The organism is Campylobacter concisus (assembly GCF_002913945.1).
GTDB classification, from domain to species: Bacteria; Campylobacterota; Campylobacteria; order Campylobacterales; family Campylobacteraceae; genus Campylobacter_A; species Campylobacter_A concisus_P.
The window spans coordinates 1-20,194 of the sequence record NZ_POZK01000016.1 but is presented as its reverse complement, the minus strand read 5'-3'; the positions used below and the strand labels follow the sequence as shown (position 1 = coordinate 20,194).

Genomic DNA, 20,194 nt, shown 5'->3' with positions numbered 1-20,194 from the left:
GTAATTATAAAAGGAAATATATTAATATTAACTTAATATATTTTATATTAAATTAATAGAATAAATATCAATATAATACTTATTATATTATTTAACTAACACAAGCCTTTTCTTTTGTAAGGCTAATCGATTACTTTTTATATTATTAATTACTCTAACATTGTATTTATTGATATCAACCTTGTTAAAACCGCTGTTATAACAATTCAAGCCTTGATATGTAAAGCCAAATTTCTTTATACAATTTGATAAAATTTTAGTCCCTACTGCTATATTGATCTTAGGATCATATAGATCCTCGAGTGAAATTTTTTGTGCCTCTAGCCACTCTTTGTGAGATGAGTTGATTTGCATTATCCCAATATCAAAAGAGCCATTTGTATTTACGTTAATTGCCCTGGGCTGAAAATCGCTTTCAGTCTTGGCAATTCCCCAAAGTAGCTCAGGGGGTATATTGTATTTTTTGCCATATTTCACAAAATAGCTATTATATATATGCTCTGAAGCTGGTAAAACTTCAGTTGAAAAAAAGCAAAGAAAAATAGCAATAAGAATTTTATTCAAATTAAAACCCTTTACCCAAACTTGTTGATTTGGTAATAGTTTTTTCTTTTGTTTCTGATTTTGGTATCTTTGCGATCCCTTTGGCAAATTCATCTTTTATGGCCTTGATTGCGTTTCCAGGAATTTTTGGCTTTTCTTTTGTGGTTGTAGTAGTTGCCTTTTCCTCTTCTTTTTCTGGTGCTTTAGCTTCTTGACCTTTTTCTTTTGGTTTTTCTTTATTAATGATATTCTCTTGAATATTATTAGCACGTTTGCCTATAACTCCATATGCAGCAGCAAAATTTCTAACAAAACTTGATACGTGCTCGTCCCCTATGCTTTCAGCAATGCCCTCTAGACTTCTTACTCCATTTTCTACGACATTATCAAGATCGACGCCGATTTTAAATTTGCCGTCTTTATCTTTTTTCATCAAATTACTAAAAGCTTTTTGGGTTTCTTCGGATATTTGATTTTCAACAATCTTATTAGAGCTAACATTGATGATTTTGTTTAGGTCTGCATTTTTAAAAAGGTATCTACCCATCTCAACTTTTGGAATATCAATTTTCTCGCCATTTGATGTAAGCATTTCAAATCTGATTGATGACTTTGGCATCTCGTTTCTATTGATAGCCTTTTTTAGTATAAGCTCGTCTGCTTCGTGTAACGTCTGGAGTGCAAATATAGCCTTATCTCCAGCCAAAACATTATTAGTTATTCCACTTTTTTCTAAAAACTGCTTTACCTCACTATCAAAATCGCTGTTAAGCGAAATTTTAATAGTAAAATCAACATTACTTTTTTGTTGTCTTCTTGGAGATACTTTCTCTTCTGTTTCTGTCGTAATTGTTTCTTCCATTATATTATCCTTTTATAATTTTTGGTTTGCCATTATCATCATAAAACATTGCTTTGCAGCCGTTTTTCCACTCACTACATCCCCACCAATACGTGCCTTTTTGGTTTTTCTTGCGTTCAAGTATGCCTTTTTTACAAAAAGGGCAAGTAATGCTACTGCTTGAGGCCGCTTTCTCAAATTGTGGTTTGCCTTTTACGTCAGGACACATTTCCTTGCAGCCATTTTTCCACTCGCTACATCCCCAAAAAAAGCCTTTTGTCTTTGTGCTTTGTCTGCGTTGCAAGTATCCTTTACCGCACTTGCAAGGGTAAGTCTTATCTATGCTGTTTGAGTTAAAATTTGAAATATTTTGATTTGACGTAATGCTAGCGATCTCGGTTTTAATTGTTTCGATAACTTGATTTAAAAATTCGCTTCTAGCTAGATTGCCACCTAAAATATCTTTTTGTTGTTCATACCATAGAGCGGTCATATCTGGAGATGAAAGTAGGGCAGGGACTAAATTTATAAGTTCTCTACCTTTTTGAGTAGATACTATACTTTTGCCATTTTCTGATATATACTCTCTATCGAATAAATTTTTAATATGATAGGATCTGGTTGCAGGAGTTCCTATCCCTCCGTTTTCGCCTTTTTTATCCTTATCTTTCTCTTTGAGAAGCCTTTTAATCCTCTCATCTTTTACATATTTACTAATTGAAGCTAGATCTTTTAAAAGAGTTGGCATTGTGTAGTATGGTTTAGCTCTTGTCTGCTTTTTATTTATTACTAGATCTATTACATCACAAATTCCATCTTTTAAAGTCGATAAATCAATACTATTTTTTACTTCATCGTCATTACTCTCATTATTGTCATCATCATCGTTTTTATCATTAAAAAGAGAGAGATAGCCGATTTTCATAATTTTTCTTTTTGAGGCACTAAATTTATACTCAAATTTAGTTACCTCAAGCGTAGTTAGTAAATACTCCATCGGCTCATAAAATTGAGCAATAAAACGTTTGGCGATCAATTTATATACGTTTAACTCTTCTTTGCTCATCATATTTGCATCAACGACTGCTTGCGTAGGTATGATAGCAAAGTGAGCCGTGATAAATTGATCATTAAAAGCTATGCCTTTAATTCTTGTATCTGCATTATCTATTGCTGCGTTAAATTCATCATCTTTTAATGAAGCCCTAACGGCATTTAAAACATCTTGCGAGCTTTCCCACATATTTTCTGGTAGATATTCGCAATCTGACCTATTGTAAGTAATACATTTATATTTTTCTCTCAAATTTTGGGTAATTTGAAGCGTTTTGTCTGGCTTATAGCCAAATTTCTTTGAGCATTCGGCTTGAAGTTTTAAAAGATTATATGGTAAAGGCGGATTTTCTTTTTTGTTTTCATTGAAAACCTTTAAATCACATCTGCTACCATCAAGCTTTTCTTTTATGCTTTCGGCAACTTGTGGATCAATTATTCTTTCATCGCTCTTTAAATTTGCAAAGAATTTTTTATTATCCGAGCTGAATTCTCCAGTGATAGTGTAATAAAAGCTGCTTTTATGATTTTCATGCTCTAGATCTCTTGCAACAATAAGACCTAGTATAGGAGTTTGAACTCTGCCAACGCTTAAAACACCTTTATAGCCATTTTTTTGAGCCGTTGCAGTATAGGCACGTGTCAAATTTATCCCTAGTAGCCAGTCGGCATGTGATCTTGCAAAGCCACACTCACTCATACCTTTATAAGCTGAATTTGGCTTAATATCTTTAAAGGCTGCTTTAACGCCTTTGGGAGTTAGATCTTGCAACATAACACGCTCGATAGGTTTGTTTGTATTTGAATAGTTGATTATCTCATCTATCAAAATTTGACCCTCTTCGTCGGCATCTCCACAATTTACTATACTATTTATTCTATTATCTCTTATTAGATCACATATTAATTTGAGTTGCTTTTTTTTCTCTGAAATAGGCTTATACTTAAAATCAGTAATAATATATGGCAAGTCAGCTATATTCCAAGCTTTATACCTTTCATCGTAGTCTTCAGGCATAAAAAGCTCCAAAATATGACCAAATGCCCAAGTAAGCACATATTCACCCTTAGTAAGATAGCCATCAAATGTTTTTAAATTTCCATCTATGCCGTCGGCTATTGCTCGAGCTAAATCAGGTTTCTCAGCTAAAATCAACTTCATTTCTTTGGCAGCTCCATATTTTTTGATAAAATTTGAGCCTCTAAAAAGAGGCTCAACTAGGTATAGAGATTAGCGTTCTATATCTTTTTTTGTTTTCTTGGCGACGGAATTTTGAAGTTGTGCAGCTCCTATTCCGTTACCGCCATTCGTGGGAGTAATGCTATTTATCATTGCACCCTTACCAGCTACAAATGCTATTTCAACAAAAGACGATTTTTGCTCTTTTATTGTATTAATAGTATTTGATAGCTCTGGGTATTTTGATAAGGTAGTGTCTTTTTTAGGAGTAAGTGTAAAGTCAGCACCTTTTTGGATATTTGAGTTAAATTTAGCAATTAACTCGCCGCTATTATTCTTATCAAAGCTATAACCGCCTTGTGGCATCTTAGTAGCGTAAAGTCTTTGAGCAGGCTGGATAACCTCGCCAGTCTTTTCATTGATTTTCTCTGGGCTAACTTCGATTGTAATCTTTCTAAAAGAATAACTAGATCCACTCTTGCCTATGCCTGAGTCAGTCCATACGTTAGCTTTCATAAAACTTTCTTGACCTTTTTCGTCAGTTCCTCTTATGTCAATACCAATTTTATTTTTATCTTTTTCACCAACAGTAGCACTGATAAAATTTCCGATATCACTAATCTTTTTTAATATTGCTCTTGCATTAACGTCTTGATTTTGACCTTTGTCATCTATATATGGCTTCATTTCGCCAAAACCAGTAACAATTCCGCTTTCGCCGTGTTGATTAGTGTAATCGCCTGCACTTACGTATAGCTTTGAAGTTTTTGCTTCTTGAGTGTTTTCGTTTGTCATCTTATATCCTTTTAAATTTTGTCATCTTATTTATCTATAATAATGTATGTTTTGTCATCCTTTTTTAGGTATCTGGCGTTTTTAGGAAGTTCAAATTTAACTTCTTTATTCGTTTGTTCTACGCCAATATCGCCTAATTGTTTAAGGATAGCTCCTTGCGTGCTAATTTCATTTGATAATGAAAGTGTGAAAAAAGCAAGCCCACCACAACCAAGTGCCAACAATAGGCTAATTATGCTTAACCATTTAGATCCTCCTTTGTAAAATTTCAATCTTTCACTCATCGATTTATCATAAGAGTTAAAAAGATCTTTCATTTTTTGTGTTATTCCGTCAGTCTTTTCTATAAAGTTACTCAGCTTCTCTTGCTGATTTTTAGAAAGCTCATCAATAAAAGTAGAGTAAAACTGAAAGCTATGCTCGGTTTTTGCCTCAATTTGTTTATTGAAGTTATCAAGCTCACTTATACGATCGTTTAACGCCCTTATCTTGCTTGACATATTTTGGGTTAAATTTAAGTCCTCAAAGTCTTGTTCAAATTTTTTAAAGCTTTGATATACTGAATTTAAGAGGGCGTTATGATTTGTAAGTTCAAAAATTTCTTTGCTAGGCGGATTTGTAAAGAAGCTGATAAGGGCTTTGAAATAATCTCTTAGCTCGTCCCAGTTCTTTTCTATATCGTCTATGGCCGACAATGTTGTTTTATTGTTTTCGACGTCGAGGCTCTCTTTGATGATTTTTCTTTTAACCTTATCCCTCTCGAGAATATTATTAAAATTCTTTACACACTGAGAATAATCAAGTATTGCTGTTTTATGATCATCTTGAGTTAGCTTTATTCCTAGTATTTCTAAAGCCTTTTCAAAATTTAGCTCTTGCTCGCCAATGTTCTCTGAAGTTTTATTATTTTGCTCTCCAGCATCTCCAGCAAGTTCTGCTGAGCCGTTTTCTTTTTTTACTAGCTCAGTAGCTTTGCCAACTAGGTTGGCTTCGCTACTTTCTTGATTTTGCATTTCTTCAAAGATGATATTTGCTTGATTATATCTTTTGCCTGACATTTTCTTTCCTTATTGATTAATTCTCAACTGGACAAAGATTAAGAAAATTTTTGCGTTTTCTTGCAGTATCTTTAGATTTTTTAGCCTTTATTGAGTAGTATTTTTTCAATGCAGCATCGCACTCTTTAGGTTTATTTGGGCTTTTTAAGCATAGTAAAGCTTCGCAAGCCAGCTTTGTATCTCCAGTTAGCTCGTCTGTTTTTATACCGCTTGCATAAGCAGATCCGCTAAACGCAACTAAGACCAAGAAAAGGGCAAATTTTTTCATCTTTATTTTCCTTTAGAGTAATTTTTTGAGAAAAACAAAACATTAACCTTATTCTTTGAAAGATTAATGCTGTCAACTGGGTGTATTTCAATCTCCGCTGTAACTTGATTATTCAAAAAATAGTCCTTATATTCTTGTGCAATGACTTCATTACCTATAATGACCATTTTTGCAGAGTTGTGTGCTAGAAAAAATGCCTTAACTGTTTGATCGTTTTCGATAAGACCTTTGCTAGTCTTTACAAAATACATGTTGTAGCTCCATTTGTTATTTTTCAAAAATGGATCTTTGCCAACGCCTTGTTGTGTTTCGACAACCAAGCCTTGATTTATTGTAGTGGCTGAGCCGCCATCAAGTTTTACTGGTTCTGGTGGTCTGCTGCATCCAACTACAACTAAGCCAAACAATACGATTTTTAAAAGTTCTGTTGTTTTCAAATTAACTCCTTTGTTCATCTGATTGTAAATTTCTTTGGTATTTGTCTATTTCTTCATCACTAATTGCTTCGACGTCATCGCCTAGGTTTCTCATTTTTTCTTCGTATTCCAAAGATATGGCCATAAATTCGTCTTCAAATTTTTCAAGTCTAGGCTTCATAACATTTTCATATATCCACTCTCTCGTGCTTTCTTCGCTTTGAGTTGGGAGAGTAGTCCTTGTTTCGTTGTTTTGGACTGCTTTCATCAACTGCTCTTGACTTGGCAAGCCTTTAATTTTTGCAAGGCTAGGTGAAACTTGTTTAAATTTATCCATAAAGTATTTATCTTTGTAGTAAAACGCCTTTTCACAAAATATAGGCTTGGCACTATCAATTAAGATAATCTCATTTTTGAAATTCATTGTTTTTAGCTCTTGTGCCATCATTAAAGGGGTGCTGGTGTCGCTCTCGCTTCCACCGCCACCTTTGCCTAAATTTCTGCTTCTATTCTTCACAGTAGTTGTTCCCAAGTCCTCGCTTAGTTTTTTTGCATCCTCGTTAAGTTTTGGAGAATAATAAATTCGGCATGCGTGGTTTGCTAAAAGGGTTAAAGCCTCTTCTCTTCCATATCCCTCTGGTTTTGGTGTCATAAGTTGTGAGTCTGCTTGATATGCTATTAGACTTCTAAGATCATATCCTGCCATAAACGAAATAGCATTAGAATAAGTTGCTAGATATCCGCAAGCAGTAAATTCGTCCATCAATAAAAGGCAAGGGTGCTTTAGCTCGCTATTTGATTGCGGCAAGCCTTGCTGAACATTTATAAGGATTAGTTGCTGCCAAAATATATTTAGAATTTGCTTTGCACTAGCTTTTTTGTCTGACGTGATGGCAATATATATTGTCATCTTTTTACGCCTTAGATCTCTAAAATCAAAGTCGTTTGCACTAGTGGCCAATCTCATATTATCGGCTCTAAAAGACGAAAGAGGAGAAATAAAGCTACCCATTGCAGAGCTTCTCTCATTATCGCTTTTTATCTCAAAAAAGGCATCAATTCTCTCTTTTGCTTTAGGGCAAACCATATCAAAACTAACTAGAGTATTATATGTATCAGCAAAGTTATCTATAACTCTAACATCCCCATTACCCTCTTCAATTTTAAATTTTAAGCCCTCACTTAGCCTTAAAATTCCATATAGAGAAAAGTCGCACTCCAGATTATGAGCCTCAAGAAAACTTAAGCCCCTAGGAGTGTTTAGTAAGTCATTCATTAAATAGCAAAGTCCTATAAAAAGATCCTTTGCTTTGCCGTTAAAATAGTCTGTTACGCTTCCATCGCCTTTTAATGGATATAGAATATTACCAAAGTCGGTCAATTCAGCGTCAGCATTATCTCCGTCCATATTGATATAGTAAAGAGGGTTATATCTATGCGTGTTTTTTGAAAAAGGGTTAAAAACAAATACCTCTTGTCCTAAAACCTGCTCCCTATACTTTGATGTAAATTCATAGCACTCTTGTTTTATATCTTGCACGACACAAGAATTTGGATAGTCAAGTAAGTTTGGGATTATAATACCAACGCCTTTACCACTTCTTGTTGGAGCACCAAGAGCGACAAATTGTTGGCCACCATATCTTAATAGCTTGCCGTTATATTTGCCTATTATAATGCCATCGTTGTTTTTCTTAGGAAATAGTCCAAGTTTTCTTATATCGTTAGCATTTGCAAATTTAGCATCGCCATAAAGCTTTCTCTTTTTTGGTATATATGGAATTGCAAACGCCAAAGAAAAAGAGAGTAGGGCAGCCAAAAGCAAAGCCAAATAGGCGTTTTTATAGCCATTAACTAGAGCAATGATAGTAAAGTCCAGCGTAAAGAGCTTCATAAATTTATTCATCGCTCCATTTAATGCAAACATTAAAACGGCTGTTAAAAAGTAAGTTAGAACAAGGGCAACTATTACCAATACAATAATTTGTGCTCTTTCTAATTCTACTTTTTGTTGCGGAGCTGCCATAGTCTTTTCCTAGCCTTATTTTTCTGAGGCATTAAAAAACATGCCGTCAGTATTTCTTTTAAATAAAACGCCGTCGTATTCGTATTCAGTAACTTGTCTTTTGCCGTTTTCTTTCTTAAAGATGATGATAACGTCGATCACTCTTTTGCAAATTTCAAGGATCAACTCTTTACCAGTGCTTCTTGCCTGCTCGTTTTGCATACTCATCATTACAAGGCGGTTATACGCACTTGTGACGTCGCCAGCGTGCAAGCTTGTCATTGAGCCGTTGTGTCCGCTTGAAATTACGTTAAGAAAATCATAGGTTTCGCCACTTCTTAGCTCGGCAAGCAAAATTCTATCTGGCTTCATTCTCAAACAAGATTTTAAGAGGGAGGCAGAATTGATTAAATCAGTGCTTTTTGCCTCGCTAGGGTAAAAAAGGGAAACTACATTGTCTTGGTGTGTGAAAACAAGCTCTGGCACGTCCTCGATAGTAATTACCCTTTCATTGTAAGGTATAAAATCAACTAATGTCTTCATAAAAGTTGTTTTACCACTACCAGTTTCGCCACATACAACTATGTTTTTACCATTTTTGACCGCTTCTTTAAATTTCTCTGCAGTTTTTATATCCAAAGAGCCATTATCGATATAATTTTCAAGGGTGTATTTAACCTTTGACGGCTTTCTTATGGTGACTGAAATTCTACCTTTTGGCATAACTGGAGGGACAAGAATTTGCACCCTCTCTCCAGTTGGTAATACACAAGACAAAATAGGCTTTTTCTCATCTATTGTGTCTTCTTTGTAGCTAGCACAAGTTTGGGCAAAGGCATAAATTTTCTTATAATCTATATCGTTTCTTATAAAAGTTAGCCATTCACCTCTAACATTTTCACAAAAAACTTTATCATCGCCGTTGTAGCAAATTTCGTTAATTTCGTCGTTTGACAAATACTCACCAAAATACTTTCCAGCATACTGAGCTAAAATATGCCCATCACCCATAACGTTAGCGTGCATTTCTTTTCCTTTTTACGTTAAGCTTATAGACTTTTGAAAAGTCAATATCCCTATTAACATAAACGCCGACGATATCGCCGTGATTTTTATAAAGTGTTGGTTGGATATTGATAAATTTTTCAAGAGCTGTATTTGCCATTTGCATCGTCGTTTCTCTTGTATTATCAACGTAGTTAATATTGTTATTGTTTCTTGTTCCACTGCTGCCATTTAATGCAACATTCGCAGCATCATCTATGATACTAAGCAAAATTGCAGAGCCAAATCTTTCAAGCCAGTGGTGATCGACATATCCTGGTATTCCAGATCCACCAAGTTCATCGCTTGCACCGCTGCTTACTGGGATAATAATATTGTTAGGAGTTCTTATCTCACTCCAGACCACAAAAATTCTATCCATACCATCATTCATTTGGCCACTATTGAAAAAGCCAGTGATCTTTGATCCTTTTTCAATAAGAAGCGTTGTGCCGTTTGTAGAATAGATATTCTCGCTTACAGTGCAAGAAATTCCACCCTTGATTGTTGAAACTAGCCTTGTATCAAGCGAGCAGCCAATATATGTTCCTTTTGATAAATATAAATTTGGATCAAAGCTGCCAACTTTTGCACTCTTAGGAGTGAATACTCCAGCGGTTTCATACTCAGAATTATCGCTTCCATTATCGTTGTTGTTAGCATTATCTGAAAAATCTTTTGGCGGCTCGCCATTTCTTCTTATGAAGTTTCCATTGCTATCAAAAACATATTCGCCACTAACAGTTTTTACAACTCTTTCCCCATTCTCATTCACTTCTGAATTTCTGACACCTGCAGACGAGTCACCGCTATTTGCAGAGGCGTTTAATACTAGTAGAGATGAAGTGCTTTTATAAACTCTTGGCTTATAATCCATAACTACTTGCTTTTTGGCTTCTGGTTTTGCAACAAAAGGATCACTTTTTGGTGCTTCTTCCTTATTAGCAGTAAAATTTCTATCTGCAAGGACTAGCTCTTTAATCTTTTGAGCTTCTTCCTTTATTGAAAAATCGCCTTTTTGCACGTTCGTTCCAACTGCAATTTTTTGTTTTTCATCTTGCTCATCGTGGTTTTTAAAGTTACCAATAAGAGCTACTAGACCTAAAACGAGGGCAACAGCAGCAAAGGCGACAACTCCAAATGCTTGAAGTTTTCTTGTCTTTAACCTCTCGTCTTCAAGCTCAGTATCATCAATGATATCTTTAAATTCCTCTTGCTCAGAAATGCTTTTTTTATTATTTGCTGCCATTGTCCAAGATCTCTCTTTCTATGTTTTGTTTTGTAGTGTCGTAAGTCTTAGAAAGTGGATTTTTGCCATAGCTATTATTCATAATACCAACAAGCTTGTCGCCACTTCTTAGCAGTAGTTTTTGTGCTATCTTATGCACCACCAAAACATCGTAATTGCCATCTTTTTTTAAGTGAGTATTTAAAATGCTCTCTTTGTTAGCTTCGTCAAATAAGAAAATACTAGGGATTGTCTTCGTAGAATTAAAGCCAATATATGTAAATACACCGTCGTCATAAACAAAATCAGGAGCTATTGTATCGCTGCCTTTATTGACGTGCATCATAAAATCCCAGTTTCTAGGGACATTGACTTTATCTACCTCAGTATCTAGCTCTTTTTTCTCGTCAATTTGTTTTTTGGCTAGCTCAAGAGCTTGTTTTTTGTTTTGTTCTTTGAGTTTTTCATCTAGTGGATAGTTAAATTTAACCCTATAATTGATATTTTCCTCGTCAAGTCTTAAGTCAAATATATAAATTTTATTTGTAGTGGTAACAATAAGGTTTGTATTCCATTCTTTAGCATTTGGCTGGATCACTGAGGGCATTTGAAAATCTATCTCATCGCCGTTGCTATCAGTCATTGTTTTTGGAGCGTTTTGCTCAGACTCATTTATTACGTATGCCTTTGGCTTGATAAATAAGAAATTTTCCTTATCTACGATTTCCCAGCCACTTGAAAAGCCAGTTGCGATATTGACTATTCTTTCATTATCAGCAAATTGAAGCATCGATACATAGCCGTTTTTACATTTTACAAGAAAAACATCATCAGCATTATATGTAGCATAAGATACTCTTCTGTCAAATTTTGAACTTGACGGAGTATTTAGAGCAGATAGGCTACTTGTTAATAGTGCTAAAGATAAGGCTGTTAATACAATCGATCTCATCTTTATCTCCTTATTTCATCATCAATTCTATATGTTAATACTTTAAAGCCAAGAGGATTTTCTATTCTCTCTTCTTCGCTCATTTGCATTTTTGTATCATAAGCATATGAAAGAGTGGCTACCTTTGTTTTCACTTCGCTTTGCATAGAGGCTTCATCTTTTACAATTTTCTTTAAATTCTCATTAAAGCGAATTGTTGCCATTTTTGTTCCTGCGCTTTCACTTAAAACAACCGAAAGTATTTGAATTTCAACTTTATAGGTGTCTTTTAGCTGCTCATGTCTTGCAAATTTGCCATTATAAATGGCTGTATAGTCTTTTGCTACCTCAGGTGAGCTATAAATTTGTGTAAGCTCATAATCGTGTTGCAATAGATCAAAATAATATCCCTCTCTAATTTTGATATAGTTTGAAACAAAGTATTTGTCTATTGCCTCATTTTGGGAGACGTCCTCTTCTTTTAATGATGTTATGATATCTACCATTCCAGTTTGATTATCAACTCTTATCACGTATGGCACAGCTTCTTTTAAAGGGGTAAGCAATGTGACCGCCAAAATTGACATAAAAGTGATAATTACACTTACAAAAGCAACTAACCAAGCCCTTCTATTTGATTTTTCAATCAAATACCTAAAGCTTGCTTCATAAGTTATAGCTTCATTGTCTTCTTTTTTCATTGCCTATTCCTTTCTAAAAAATTCAAGCCATGCTCGAATTTTGTCCTTTTCGTAAAATATATTTCTAGATATTGCTATATATGGCAGTCTTGGAATACTTTTATCAAAGTATTTATCCCTGCTAGCGTCTTCTAACCTATATTTCTTTTGAAGCTCAATACTTATTCCAAATTCGCTCTCAAGCTCCTCTGGAGTAATATATTCCTCAAATATTTTTTCTCTTCTATCTTCTTTTTTCTTAGCCATTAGATCGCCTTTTTAAAATTTGTGCTGTTTGCTTGATTGTTTGCTGGCTGCCATTCATTGCTATCAAAAAGCTCTTCCCAAGTTGCTGCTGTCTTAGCAGTGCTTAGGTTATTTGTTTTACTTGCAGCGCAACCACTTAGAAGTGCCAATAAAGCAAAAAGAAAAATCAAATTTTTCATTGTTCTTTACCTCTTTTAAATCTTTCTATAAGTTTTTTGCTACCCTGGTATGCTTTGCTTGCACCCCATTTTGAGCCTCTAATAAAGCAAAAAGAAAAATCAAATTTTTCATTGTTCTTTACCTCTTTTAAATCTTTCTATAAGTTTTTTGCTACCCTGGTATGCTTTGCTTGCACCCCATTTTGAGCCTCTAAAGCCGTATTTTGCTCCAAATCTTGTTGCAAGTGCTCCAATGCCAGCTCCACCAGCTATTGTAGATCCAACACTTAATGCAGCGTTATTTACTGTGCTTTCTATTGAAGTTCCAACTATTTTTTCAACCAAATTCACAATTATCTTTACAAATGCTGCTATCATACCTCCAGTAAAAAGAGCAAGAAAAGCTATCATAAAGTAATTTTCATTTTTTGCAAATAATTCATCTACTTCTTTAAAATAAATATTATGAACAAAAGTAAAAATACCTAACCCAAAAGCATTTAAAAGAACCAGTGTTAAGCAAGACGATAACATTAACCCCCACCAATTTTTAAATGTATCTTTCAAGAAATTCCCAAATATTAAACTCATCAGTGCCAAAGGAGTTAATGCTAGTAAAAAAACAAAGCCTATATAGTTTAAGATATAACTTCTAAATGGATAAAAACATCCTGCAAGAGTGCCAAGCATTACAATTATTATCATTAACCCAATGTAAAGAACTTCATACCAAGACCCATCTTGTGCCATTTGTTTTGTAAAATCAACCGATTTATTAAAATAATCCTGAAGATATTGAATAAAATCCCATTGATTTCCAATTTTTAACTCATGAAACTCTTTTAAAGCTGCACTAATTAAATTTAGCCACTCTGTTGGAAAGAAACAAACTAATATAAAAACAAATCTCACAAAGGCATCCCAAGCAAAATCTTTGATATTATCTTGATTTCTTCCCCAAAGAATTTGATATCCCCTATATATGATCCAGCAAGTTAAGTAAATTCCGACAAAGTTTGTAAATATCTTTACTAAACTAAGAATAGGACCATTAAAAGCATCCTGCCTTGTTACGAAAGTATCATAAAAAGTATGATATGCTCTTATGAAAAAACCATCAGTTGGCATATTACTAGCACCTTTCTATCTATAATCCCAATTACTTTGGCTCTTCAAGATCGCAGATTTTCTTTGTAAATCCGATTGCTCTTGTCTTAATCTCCTAGTGTCTTTATAGGTATCAAATTGAATTTTCTGAGCATTCATAAGAGCCACTTGTGATTGAATTTGATTGTTTAGATCAGAGCTTTCTTTAATGTCTTTAGACTTTTCAAGTTTTTTGCTAAGCTTGTTTAAATTTTTCAGGTGTTTGTCCATATTTTTTGACATTTCACTATAAACTTCCATATCTTGCATAGGTTCAGCATAAGTTATCATGCAAGCATTTCTCTTAGCTTTTTCGGTTTCTGCTATCGCTTTGCAAGGGTTATATTCATAGTGATTGTCAATGATATCCATAAAATTTTTAATAAAATCAGCCTTACTAAAACCTTTTATATCCTTTGTCATCTCTATCGCATCTGTAATTGACATTCCAAGCTTATTTACGCTGCCATAAAGCTCTTTAACATCTTCAAGATAAGACGCAACATCTCTTATGCCAGTCTGGCTAGCAAGTTGTTTTGCATAGGCGTTTAGCTGTTCTTTGTAATGTGCAGCGGTATCAGCCCAGCGTTTAGCCTCTTCAGCCCAAGTTTTGGCTTGTTTTAAAACATCTTCAATGTGGTTGATTTGGCTTTGGCTTATTTGAGCACCATCAACAACTGGTATTCCAGAGGCAGAGAGAGTTGAAATGCTTAGCGTTAGTGCTGCAACGCAAGCTAAAGACATTTGTTTGATTTTCATTTTTGCTCCTTTGTATATATCTTTTTTAATTCTGCAAGTTTTTCATCATAGCTCAAATCTGAGTAAATGATATTTTCTATTTTTTCTACGTTTGATGAAGCTGTTGATAGAATTCCTAAGTGTGCCTTGCCAAGTGATGAAAGGTCTAAGCCAGCTATTGTTCTATCTCCATCTACGTTACCTTTTCTAACTAAAAACTGCCTATTAGAAGTAGGAGTTGTTTTAACAAACTCATATTCCTCTTTAGTGACCTTTAAAATTTCCACATAATCTTTCTCATTCGCTTTTGGATTTGATAAGAGTAACGTTGTAGGAGATTGCTCTATAATTGCAGTTGCGATCGGTAATTTTGCAAAATCCTCTACCGATTGTGTTCCCATAACTATAAAGCCATTTTGTTTTCTGATAGTTTTTAGCTTATTAAATACCTCGTTTGCTACTACTGGATTTAAAAGCCAGTTCCAAGCTTCATCAATAAAGAGAGCAAAACGTCTTCCATCGGTTAAATCCATAATACGCCAAAGAATATAAAATGCTGTAACTGAGCTTATATCAGCATCGTTTAATAGATCAGTTCCGTCAATGCCGTAAACATTGATATTTTCATCATCAAGCGTTAGAGTGTCATTTTCATTATCAAACACATAGCCAAATTTTTGACCATAAGACCAAAGGCTAAGTCTAGATTTTAATGCATTGATCTCTTCATTTTTTTGTGTTAAGTGCTGCAATACCATTGAAATGCCATACTTTCTATCTTTTCTTTCAAAGTTTGTCATAACAGCTTCAATGGCAGTATTTAATGCCCTCTCTTCACTAACTAAAAGCTGCTCGCCATTTCTAGTAACTAGCATTTTAATAAGTGTTTGAAGTTTTGTAATGTTTTGCTCGGTCGCCTCTACTTGAAATGGATTAAATCCAGTTGGCTTTCCAAGATCAAGTGTAATGTATTTACCACCTATCGCAAAGATATTTGCAATGGCAGCCTTATCTTTGTCTAAATAAAAGAAACTTGCTCTTTTTTTATTCTCTGGAGTATTGCTTGGAAAACTATTCTTGTCAGCAAATTTGCAAAGCTGGTTAAGTAAGAAACTCATCAATACTGTTTTACCAGATCCAGAATATCCTAAGACTAGAGTATTTGCAAGTCTTGTAATCTCATTAGAAAAATCATCATCTTTATTTGTTTCGTGAAAATTGAAATAATATGGCTGCTTATTTGGGGTTTTAAAAATAGTTACTGCCTCTCCCCATTGATTTTTATCTCTTTTGCCCTTTACAAAATTATGAAAAGAAACAAAAGATGAAAAATTTAGTGAAGTTATCGTATAAATTCTAGGTCTAATGCTAAGGTTTGTAATAAATTGAGAAAAATACGTTGCAGGTAGCGCAATACCAGCTAAGCTTGTCAAAAATCCAGCATTTGCCAATACGGCCATAGCCCTATTACTTTTTTTCTCAACATCCTCAACGCTATCGCCATAGATCACTAAAGAGAAATGATAGCTGCCAAATATTAGATTTCCACCTATTAAGTTGTCAAGTGCGTCATCAATATCTTCAATCTGACTAATAGCATCATCTTCTGCCGAATTTAGCCTTTTTCTTTGCATATCTATTTCGTATTTTGCTTTTGATTTTGGTAAAGGAACAAAACTTTGAGTAATTGTATAGTCGATATCTTCATACATAAGCTGGTCTAATATACCAGTCCAAGAGTGATTTGGATAGTCTTTTATCTCAACTGCTTTTGCAAAACGATTTGATCCGTCGTTAAATTTTAAATGCATTGTTGAGCTGCCAAAAGATATAAAAGAGATATCGCCATTTAAATACTCATATAGTGGGGAGTTGGTAGCTCTTACTTTTTGAAATTTACCAGATATCAAGAAATTATAAAACTCTAATTGTGATGAATATACATTACCATCAACTTCATATTTACCAAGCCTTTTTGCGTTAAAGTCAGATAAATTTGTATCAATGGTTACGCAGTAGTTTTTAAACGTCCTTATATAATCATTCATCTCTTTTATGCGTTTATCTAAGCTATCTTTTTTAAATGATGAGCGAAGTGCAGCTTTATTGATAGGCGAAAAAACTGCCGTAAAATAATAGGTGTTTTGCTTTAACTCCTTTTTATTGAAGCCGTTATAGTATGCTCTATCTTGCTCTTGTAAAAACTCATTGCTAAATTTTAAGTCGTTGAAGCTATCCTCAATGCTATATCTTGCACTATGAACATAAAAAGATACTTGTTTGCTGTCAAATTGTCTAAGCAGCATATTGATCTTTTGTTTGTTAAATTCTAGCATTTCATCATCTTCAACTTCAAATGCTATGCCATCAACTGCCCATGTAGCTAATATGTCGAAATTTTTAGTTATCACAAAATTATCTACAAGGCTATCGTAAGGGATCATATCCTTAAAATTTGGGACTGAGTTTAATGGAATAATACTAAGCTTTGGAGCATTAAAATTTAATGGTACTTTGTCGTAAGAAGAGGTAATATATGTTTTTCTATCTCTAAAAAATTTTTTAGTGGCTGGGGTTTTCCAAAATTTCATCCCTAAAAAGAGCGTCCTAAAAATCAAGTCATCTTTTTTAGTAATTTCTCTCATTATGAATATTGTTGGAAATAATAGCCCTAAAAACAAAAAAGTAGTATAAAGCGACAATAGACATATTATACTACTTGCTGCAAAGAGAGGTATTATAGGAACACCAAAAACCATTGCTGGACGTGTTAGACCTTTATATATTACTTCTTCCATCTTATTACCCAATTCTATCCAAGTAGAATAGAAGCTATTGTTGAAGCAGAAGCAATTAATATTGCGCCAATGATAATTCTAGAACACTCTGGAATAGTTTGTCCACCAAAAATTACCTTATAGCCTACAACCAAGATTGCAACAGTTACTGTGGCAACAGCAAGGTATTTTAGCCACTCGGAAACCTTTGTAAGTAGCTTTTCTGCACTACCCAAGCCAGCACAATACGCTAGATCTGGGACGAAAACAAAAAAAGCTATGCAGGCAAAGCAAAGCAGATTGAGAGAGCTGGATTTAGATTTCTCTACAGGAGAATAACTCAACATAGAAAGTCCTTTCGCAAAAATAAAATATTAATCCATATTTGGATTACGGAGCGAATTATATTAAGTTATTTATTAAACGAATATTAGATAATGATAATATTGTTAAAAGTGCCTATTGAAAGGTTTTTTAAGCTAATTAAAAGTAAGAATGCATAATTTTAGCACTAAATATTACTTTTTTATTTTTTCACGCTATTTTTACTATTTTTTTATGATAAATTTTACTAATTTTTAAACTTAGTATTTTATAAATAAATGTATATTAGACATTATTTAACATCTAATATACATTTATTTTTATTGTTTGTCTTTAAAATATTTTATTAATATAGACCTATCAACATCTTTTAGCAGCCTTACCAAGGCTCGTCGATAGTTATCTTTTTTAGCTGTATTCCAACGCAATAAGGTATCGTATGGAATGCCAGTTATTTGTGAAAGCTCTTTGAGTGTCATAGTGACTTTACTTTACTTTTTGATAAACTTCATCTAACATTCCTTTTTGATCTAAGGCAATGCTTGCATTCTTGCAATTTTTAACTTTAATGCTATTGTAACCCTCATCTCTATAATGGTTATTTCTTACACAATCAGCATATGTCTTAATTGTTTCGTCAATATGATCTTTATAGTATTTAGCGGTTTTTGGCTCTTCAACTTTCTTTGTTTCCTCGCCGCCGCATCCAGATAAAACTCCAATCAATAAAGCAGAAAGTGCTACAACTAAAATTGATCTTTTCATATTTTCTCCTTTGTTTTATGTGATTATACATTAATTTCTATTATTTTACTATAAATTCTATTAATATAATTTATTTTTTATCATTTTACTATTATTTTACCATTGCCACTGAAAATAATTGTGCCATTAAGATCCTTTGCAATTTCATTTAGTTCTTGCAAAGTAACTGGATTAATAATTTCCATAGGGTATTTCCCAGTTTCTTGCTTTATTTTCTCTAACTCCTGGTTAGTGTGTATTAAAGGTGAAATCGTATACGTTCCATAGATTATTAGAATAAAAAATAGGATATAAATACCAATAGCCCAGCATAATTTTATATATTTATATTTTTCCATTTAATACCTTTATGCTGCCGTGAGGGGTAAAATCAATTTGTTCATCTATCTGTCTCCCAAAATTTCTTTTAAATTCTCAATGGTTTTTTGTTTTAATAAAAACTCTAGCAAATCATCGCCGCCAAAGAAGTAAGGATCTTCGTCTTCCTTTTCAAAATCAATTATAGACCTTTTTAGTTCATTAACAAGAGGATCTAGATCGTTATTGATGATCTCAAACACTGCTGAGCTATCGCCTGCTACTGATACTTTTATTGTAGAGTATCCATTTTCATTCATGCTCGACAATGGCTGAATTTTAACACAAAGATCATCTAAAAAGACTTTATTGTTCTTGCTTACTGACAAATTATTGTCATAGATAGAATTTGCATCACTCCAGTAATCGTTTATCATCTCGATTTGGTTCACGTCGAAGTTAATTTGCTCTGCTTGTGGTGTTTTATACATAGAATTTCCTCGCTCAATAACCTTTTAACTAATAAAAGTCCCAAAAAATTGGGACACTTTTGCCACTAAGACGTTAAAATTTGTTTTTTTCGTGGGACACTTTTTATTCATCAAAGCTGCTAAATAAATTTTAACGCATTAATCATGTGCTGCAAGGTTTCAAATTCAAAATCAAATATTTTATTATTTTCTTGGTTGATCGCTTTCGCATGAATTTTTTTATCATCGCCTTTCCAAACCTCTTGCAACTTACAAGAGTCGTAACCACCATCATATTTATTTTTCATGCTGAAATGCCTGCCAATATAAGGTGTTAGTTCTGTAACAATCTCACCAGTCAAATAATTTACTTTTGGAGCTTCCTCTGGCTCTGGTTCGGTATGTTTTTTTAGACTTTTTAAATTTTTAATCTGCTCACTAAGCTCGCTTCGATCTTTCTCAGGTGTAAAATAAAATTCGATGCCTATAACTTTGCCGCCACGACCACGACCGTTAGGATCTTTAATTTTTTTGTATGTTAAATTTTCAAAAATATTGCGATTATTATTAAATAAATCACGTTCTGCTGACAACTCTTTAATGCAAGGTTTCAAAATTCTAGCATCTATGTTATGTTGTGGATAGCCTTTTGGTATTTGCATGATTTCGCAAAATTCATCCCACTTATTTCTAAATAGTGTCACCACCCCACTATTTCTAAATTGTTTTAGAAGCCTATAAAGCGTTTTTGCATATTTTGAATTGATATTGACAAATTCCAATAACTCAAAACGTGTAAAACCAAGCTGATAATTTGTTATAAGCTCATAAAAGTCTTGTTGCGCTGTTATTTCTATGGTGTTTGTTTTATAATCAAACACTAGTTTTTCAAAGCACACAAAAGCATAAGCTTTCGTTGCTGTTGTATATTTGATATTATAGTTTAGTATTTTGTCAGATAGACTTTTAAACATTTCAAGCATCTTATTAGTGCTTTCTTTGGTATTACGTAAATCATTAAAAAAATCATATATATCAATTTTTACACTTCTATTATCTGCTAGTTTGGATAAGATCTTAACAACCATATCCATCTCTCGCTCGGTTAGTTTTGGCATAGGCAAAAAGTTAAAGTCGTTAGAATATTGAACGATTTCACGCACTGACATTTTTTAAATACTCCTATAGCTTTTATGTAGTTATTATATAA

The 20,194-nt window shown here is 33.6% G+C and carries 22 protein-coding genes; all 22 read right to left on the bottom strand.

Annotation, left to right across the window (positions count from 1 at the left end):
* Window positions 1-87: 87 nt before the first annotated feature.
* The 22 genes from CYP64_RS03160 to CYP64_RS03055 all read right to left on the bottom strand — a co-directional run bounded on the left by CYP64_RS03160 (window position 88) and on the right by CYP64_RS03055 (window position 20,153).
* Window positions 88-564: a lytic transglycosylase domain-containing protein gene (locus CYP64_RS03160; RefSeq protein ID WP_181001678.1), complete on the bottom strand. Its 477-nt coding sequence runs from the start codon at window positions 562-564 to the stop codon at window positions 88-90.
* A 1-nt stretch (window position 565) separates the two neighbouring features.
* Window positions 566-1,405 carry a hypothetical protein gene (locus tag CYP64_RS03155; RefSeq protein ID WP_103648645.1) on the bottom strand — a complete coding sequence of 280 codons (840 nt, stop codon included), beginning with the start codon at window positions 1,403-1,405 and terminating at the stop codon, window positions 566-568.
* Window positions 1,406-1,409: 4 nt separating this feature from the next.
* Window positions 1,410-3,599, bottom strand: coding sequence for a DNA topoisomerase 3 (locus CYP64_RS03150; protein WP_103648644.1), 2,190 nt, complete (start codon window positions 3,597-3,599; stop codon window positions 1,410-1,412).
* Window positions 3,600-3,668: 69 nt separating this feature from the next.
* On the bottom strand, window positions 3,669-4,412 hold the full coding sequence (locus CYP64_RS03145) for a hypothetical protein (protein ID WP_103648643.1): 744 nt from the start codon (window positions 4,410-4,412) through the stop codon (window positions 3,669-3,671).
* A 26-nt stretch (window positions 4,413-4,438) separates the two neighbouring features.
* Complete coding sequence (locus CYP64_RS03140) at window positions 4,439-5,470, bottom strand: hypothetical protein (RefSeq protein WP_103648642.1); 1,032 nt, start codon at window positions 5,468-5,470, stop codon at window positions 4,439-4,441.
* 16 nt (window positions 5,471-5,486) lie between these two features.
* Complete coding sequence (locus CYP64_RS03135) at window positions 5,487-5,738, bottom strand: TrbM/KikA/MpfK family conjugal transfer protein (RefSeq protein ID WP_103648641.1); 252 nt, start codon at window positions 5,736-5,738, stop codon at window positions 5,487-5,489.
* 2 nt (window positions 5,739-5,740) lie between these two features.
* Window positions 5,741-6,175, bottom strand: a complete 435-nt coding sequence (locus CYP64_RS03130; RefSeq protein ID WP_181001677.1) for a cag pathogenicity island Cag12 family protein — start codon at window positions 6,173-6,175, stop codon at window positions 5,741-5,743.
* A gap of 1 nt (window position 6,176) precedes the next feature.
* Window positions 6,177-8,180 carry a type IV secretory system conjugative DNA transfer family protein gene (locus tag CYP64_RS03125; RefSeq protein ID WP_103648639.1) on the bottom strand — a complete coding sequence of 668 codons (2,004 nt, stop codon included), beginning with the start codon at window positions 8,178-8,180 and terminating at the stop codon, window positions 6,177-6,179.
* Window positions 8,181-8,195: 15 nt separating this feature from the next.
* Window positions 8,196-9,185, bottom strand: coding sequence for an ATPase, T2SS/T4P/T4SS family (locus tag CYP64_RS03120; RefSeq protein WP_258032920.1), 990 nt, complete (start codon window positions 9,183-9,185; stop codon window positions 8,196-8,198).
* Window positions 9,175-10,452 carry a type IV secretion system protein VirB10 gene (gene virB10 / locus CYP64_RS03115; RefSeq protein ID WP_103648638.1) on the bottom strand — a complete coding sequence of 426 codons (1,278 nt, stop codon included), beginning with the start codon at window positions 10,450-10,452 and terminating at the stop codon, window positions 9,175-9,177. Before virB10 ends, CYP64_RS03120 begins: the two co-directional genes overlap by 11 nt.
* Window positions 10,439-11,383, bottom strand: a complete 945-nt coding sequence (virB9, locus tag CYP64_RS03110; RefSeq protein ID WP_103648637.1) for a P-type conjugative transfer protein VirB9 — start codon at window positions 11,381-11,383, stop codon at window positions 10,439-10,441. Before virB9 ends, virB10 begins: the two co-directional genes overlap by 14 nt.
* Window positions 11,384-11,385: 2 nt before the next feature.
* A complete protein-coding gene (locus CYP64_RS03105) occupies window positions 11,386-12,063 on the bottom strand; it encodes a virB8 family protein (RefSeq protein WP_103648636.1) in 678 nt (225 codons plus the stop codon).
* Window positions 12,064-12,066: 3 nt separating this feature from the next.
* On the bottom strand, window positions 12,067-12,309 hold the full coding sequence (locus tag CYP64_RS03100; protein WP_103648635.1) for a hypothetical protein: 243 nt from the start codon (window positions 12,307-12,309) through the stop codon (window positions 12,067-12,069).
* On the bottom strand, window positions 12,309-12,488 hold the full coding sequence (locus CYP64_RS03095; RefSeq protein WP_103648634.1) for a hypothetical protein: 180 nt from the start codon (window positions 12,486-12,488) through the stop codon (window positions 12,309-12,311). Before CYP64_RS03095 ends, CYP64_RS03100 begins: the two co-directional genes overlap by 1 nt.
* Window positions 12,489-12,596: 108 nt before the next feature.
* Window positions 12,597-13,595: a type IV secretion system protein gene (locus CYP64_RS03090; protein ID WP_103648633.1), complete on the bottom strand. Its 999-nt coding sequence runs from the start codon at window positions 13,593-13,595 to the stop codon at window positions 12,597-12,599.
* A 15-nt stretch (window positions 13,596-13,610) separates the two neighbouring features.
* Entirely contained in the window at window positions 13,611-14,372 is a 762-nt protein-coding gene (locus tag CYP64_RS03085; protein ID WP_103648632.1) for a type IV secretion system protein, read from the bottom strand.
* The gene (locus CYP64_RS03080; RefSeq protein WP_103648650.1) at window positions 14,369-17,149 is read right to left on the bottom strand and encodes a TraG/VirB4 family ATPase; all 2,781 of its coding nucleotides are present in this window, start codon (window positions 17,147-17,149) and stop codon (window positions 14,369-14,371) included. The genes CYP64_RS03085 and CYP64_RS03080 overlap by 4 nt, the downstream gene beginning before the upstream one ends.
* Before the next feature lie 14 nt (window positions 17,150-17,163).
* Window positions 17,164-17,475 carry a TrbC/VirB2 family protein gene (locus tag CYP64_RS03075; RefSeq protein ID WP_103648631.1) on the bottom strand — a complete coding sequence of 104 codons (312 nt, stop codon included), beginning with the start codon at window positions 17,473-17,475 and terminating at the stop codon, window positions 17,164-17,166.
* A 463-nt stretch (window positions 17,476-17,938) separates the two neighbouring features.
* Complete coding sequence (locus tag CYP64_RS03070; RefSeq protein WP_103648630.1) at window positions 17,939-18,217, bottom strand: EexN family lipoprotein; 279 nt, start codon at window positions 18,215-18,217, stop codon at window positions 17,939-17,941.
* A gap of 80 nt (window positions 18,218-18,297) precedes the next feature.
* Window positions 18,298-18,555 (bottom strand): hypothetical protein, encoded by a 258-nt coding sequence (locus CYP64_RS03065; RefSeq protein WP_103648629.1) that lies wholly within the window; start codon window positions 18,553-18,555, stop codon window positions 18,298-18,300.
* A gap of 45 nt (window positions 18,556-18,600) precedes the next feature.
* Window positions 18,601-19,005, bottom strand: a complete 405-nt coding sequence (locus tag CYP64_RS03060) for a hypothetical protein (RefSeq protein WP_103648628.1) — start codon at window positions 19,003-19,005, stop codon at window positions 18,601-18,603.
* A 119-nt stretch (window positions 19,006-19,124) separates the two neighbouring features.
* A complete protein-coding gene (locus CYP64_RS03055) occupies window positions 19,125-20,153 on the bottom strand; it encodes a replication initiation protein (protein ID WP_103648627.1) in 1,029 nt (342 codons plus the stop codon).
* Window positions 20,154-20,194: the final 41 nt, after the last annotated feature.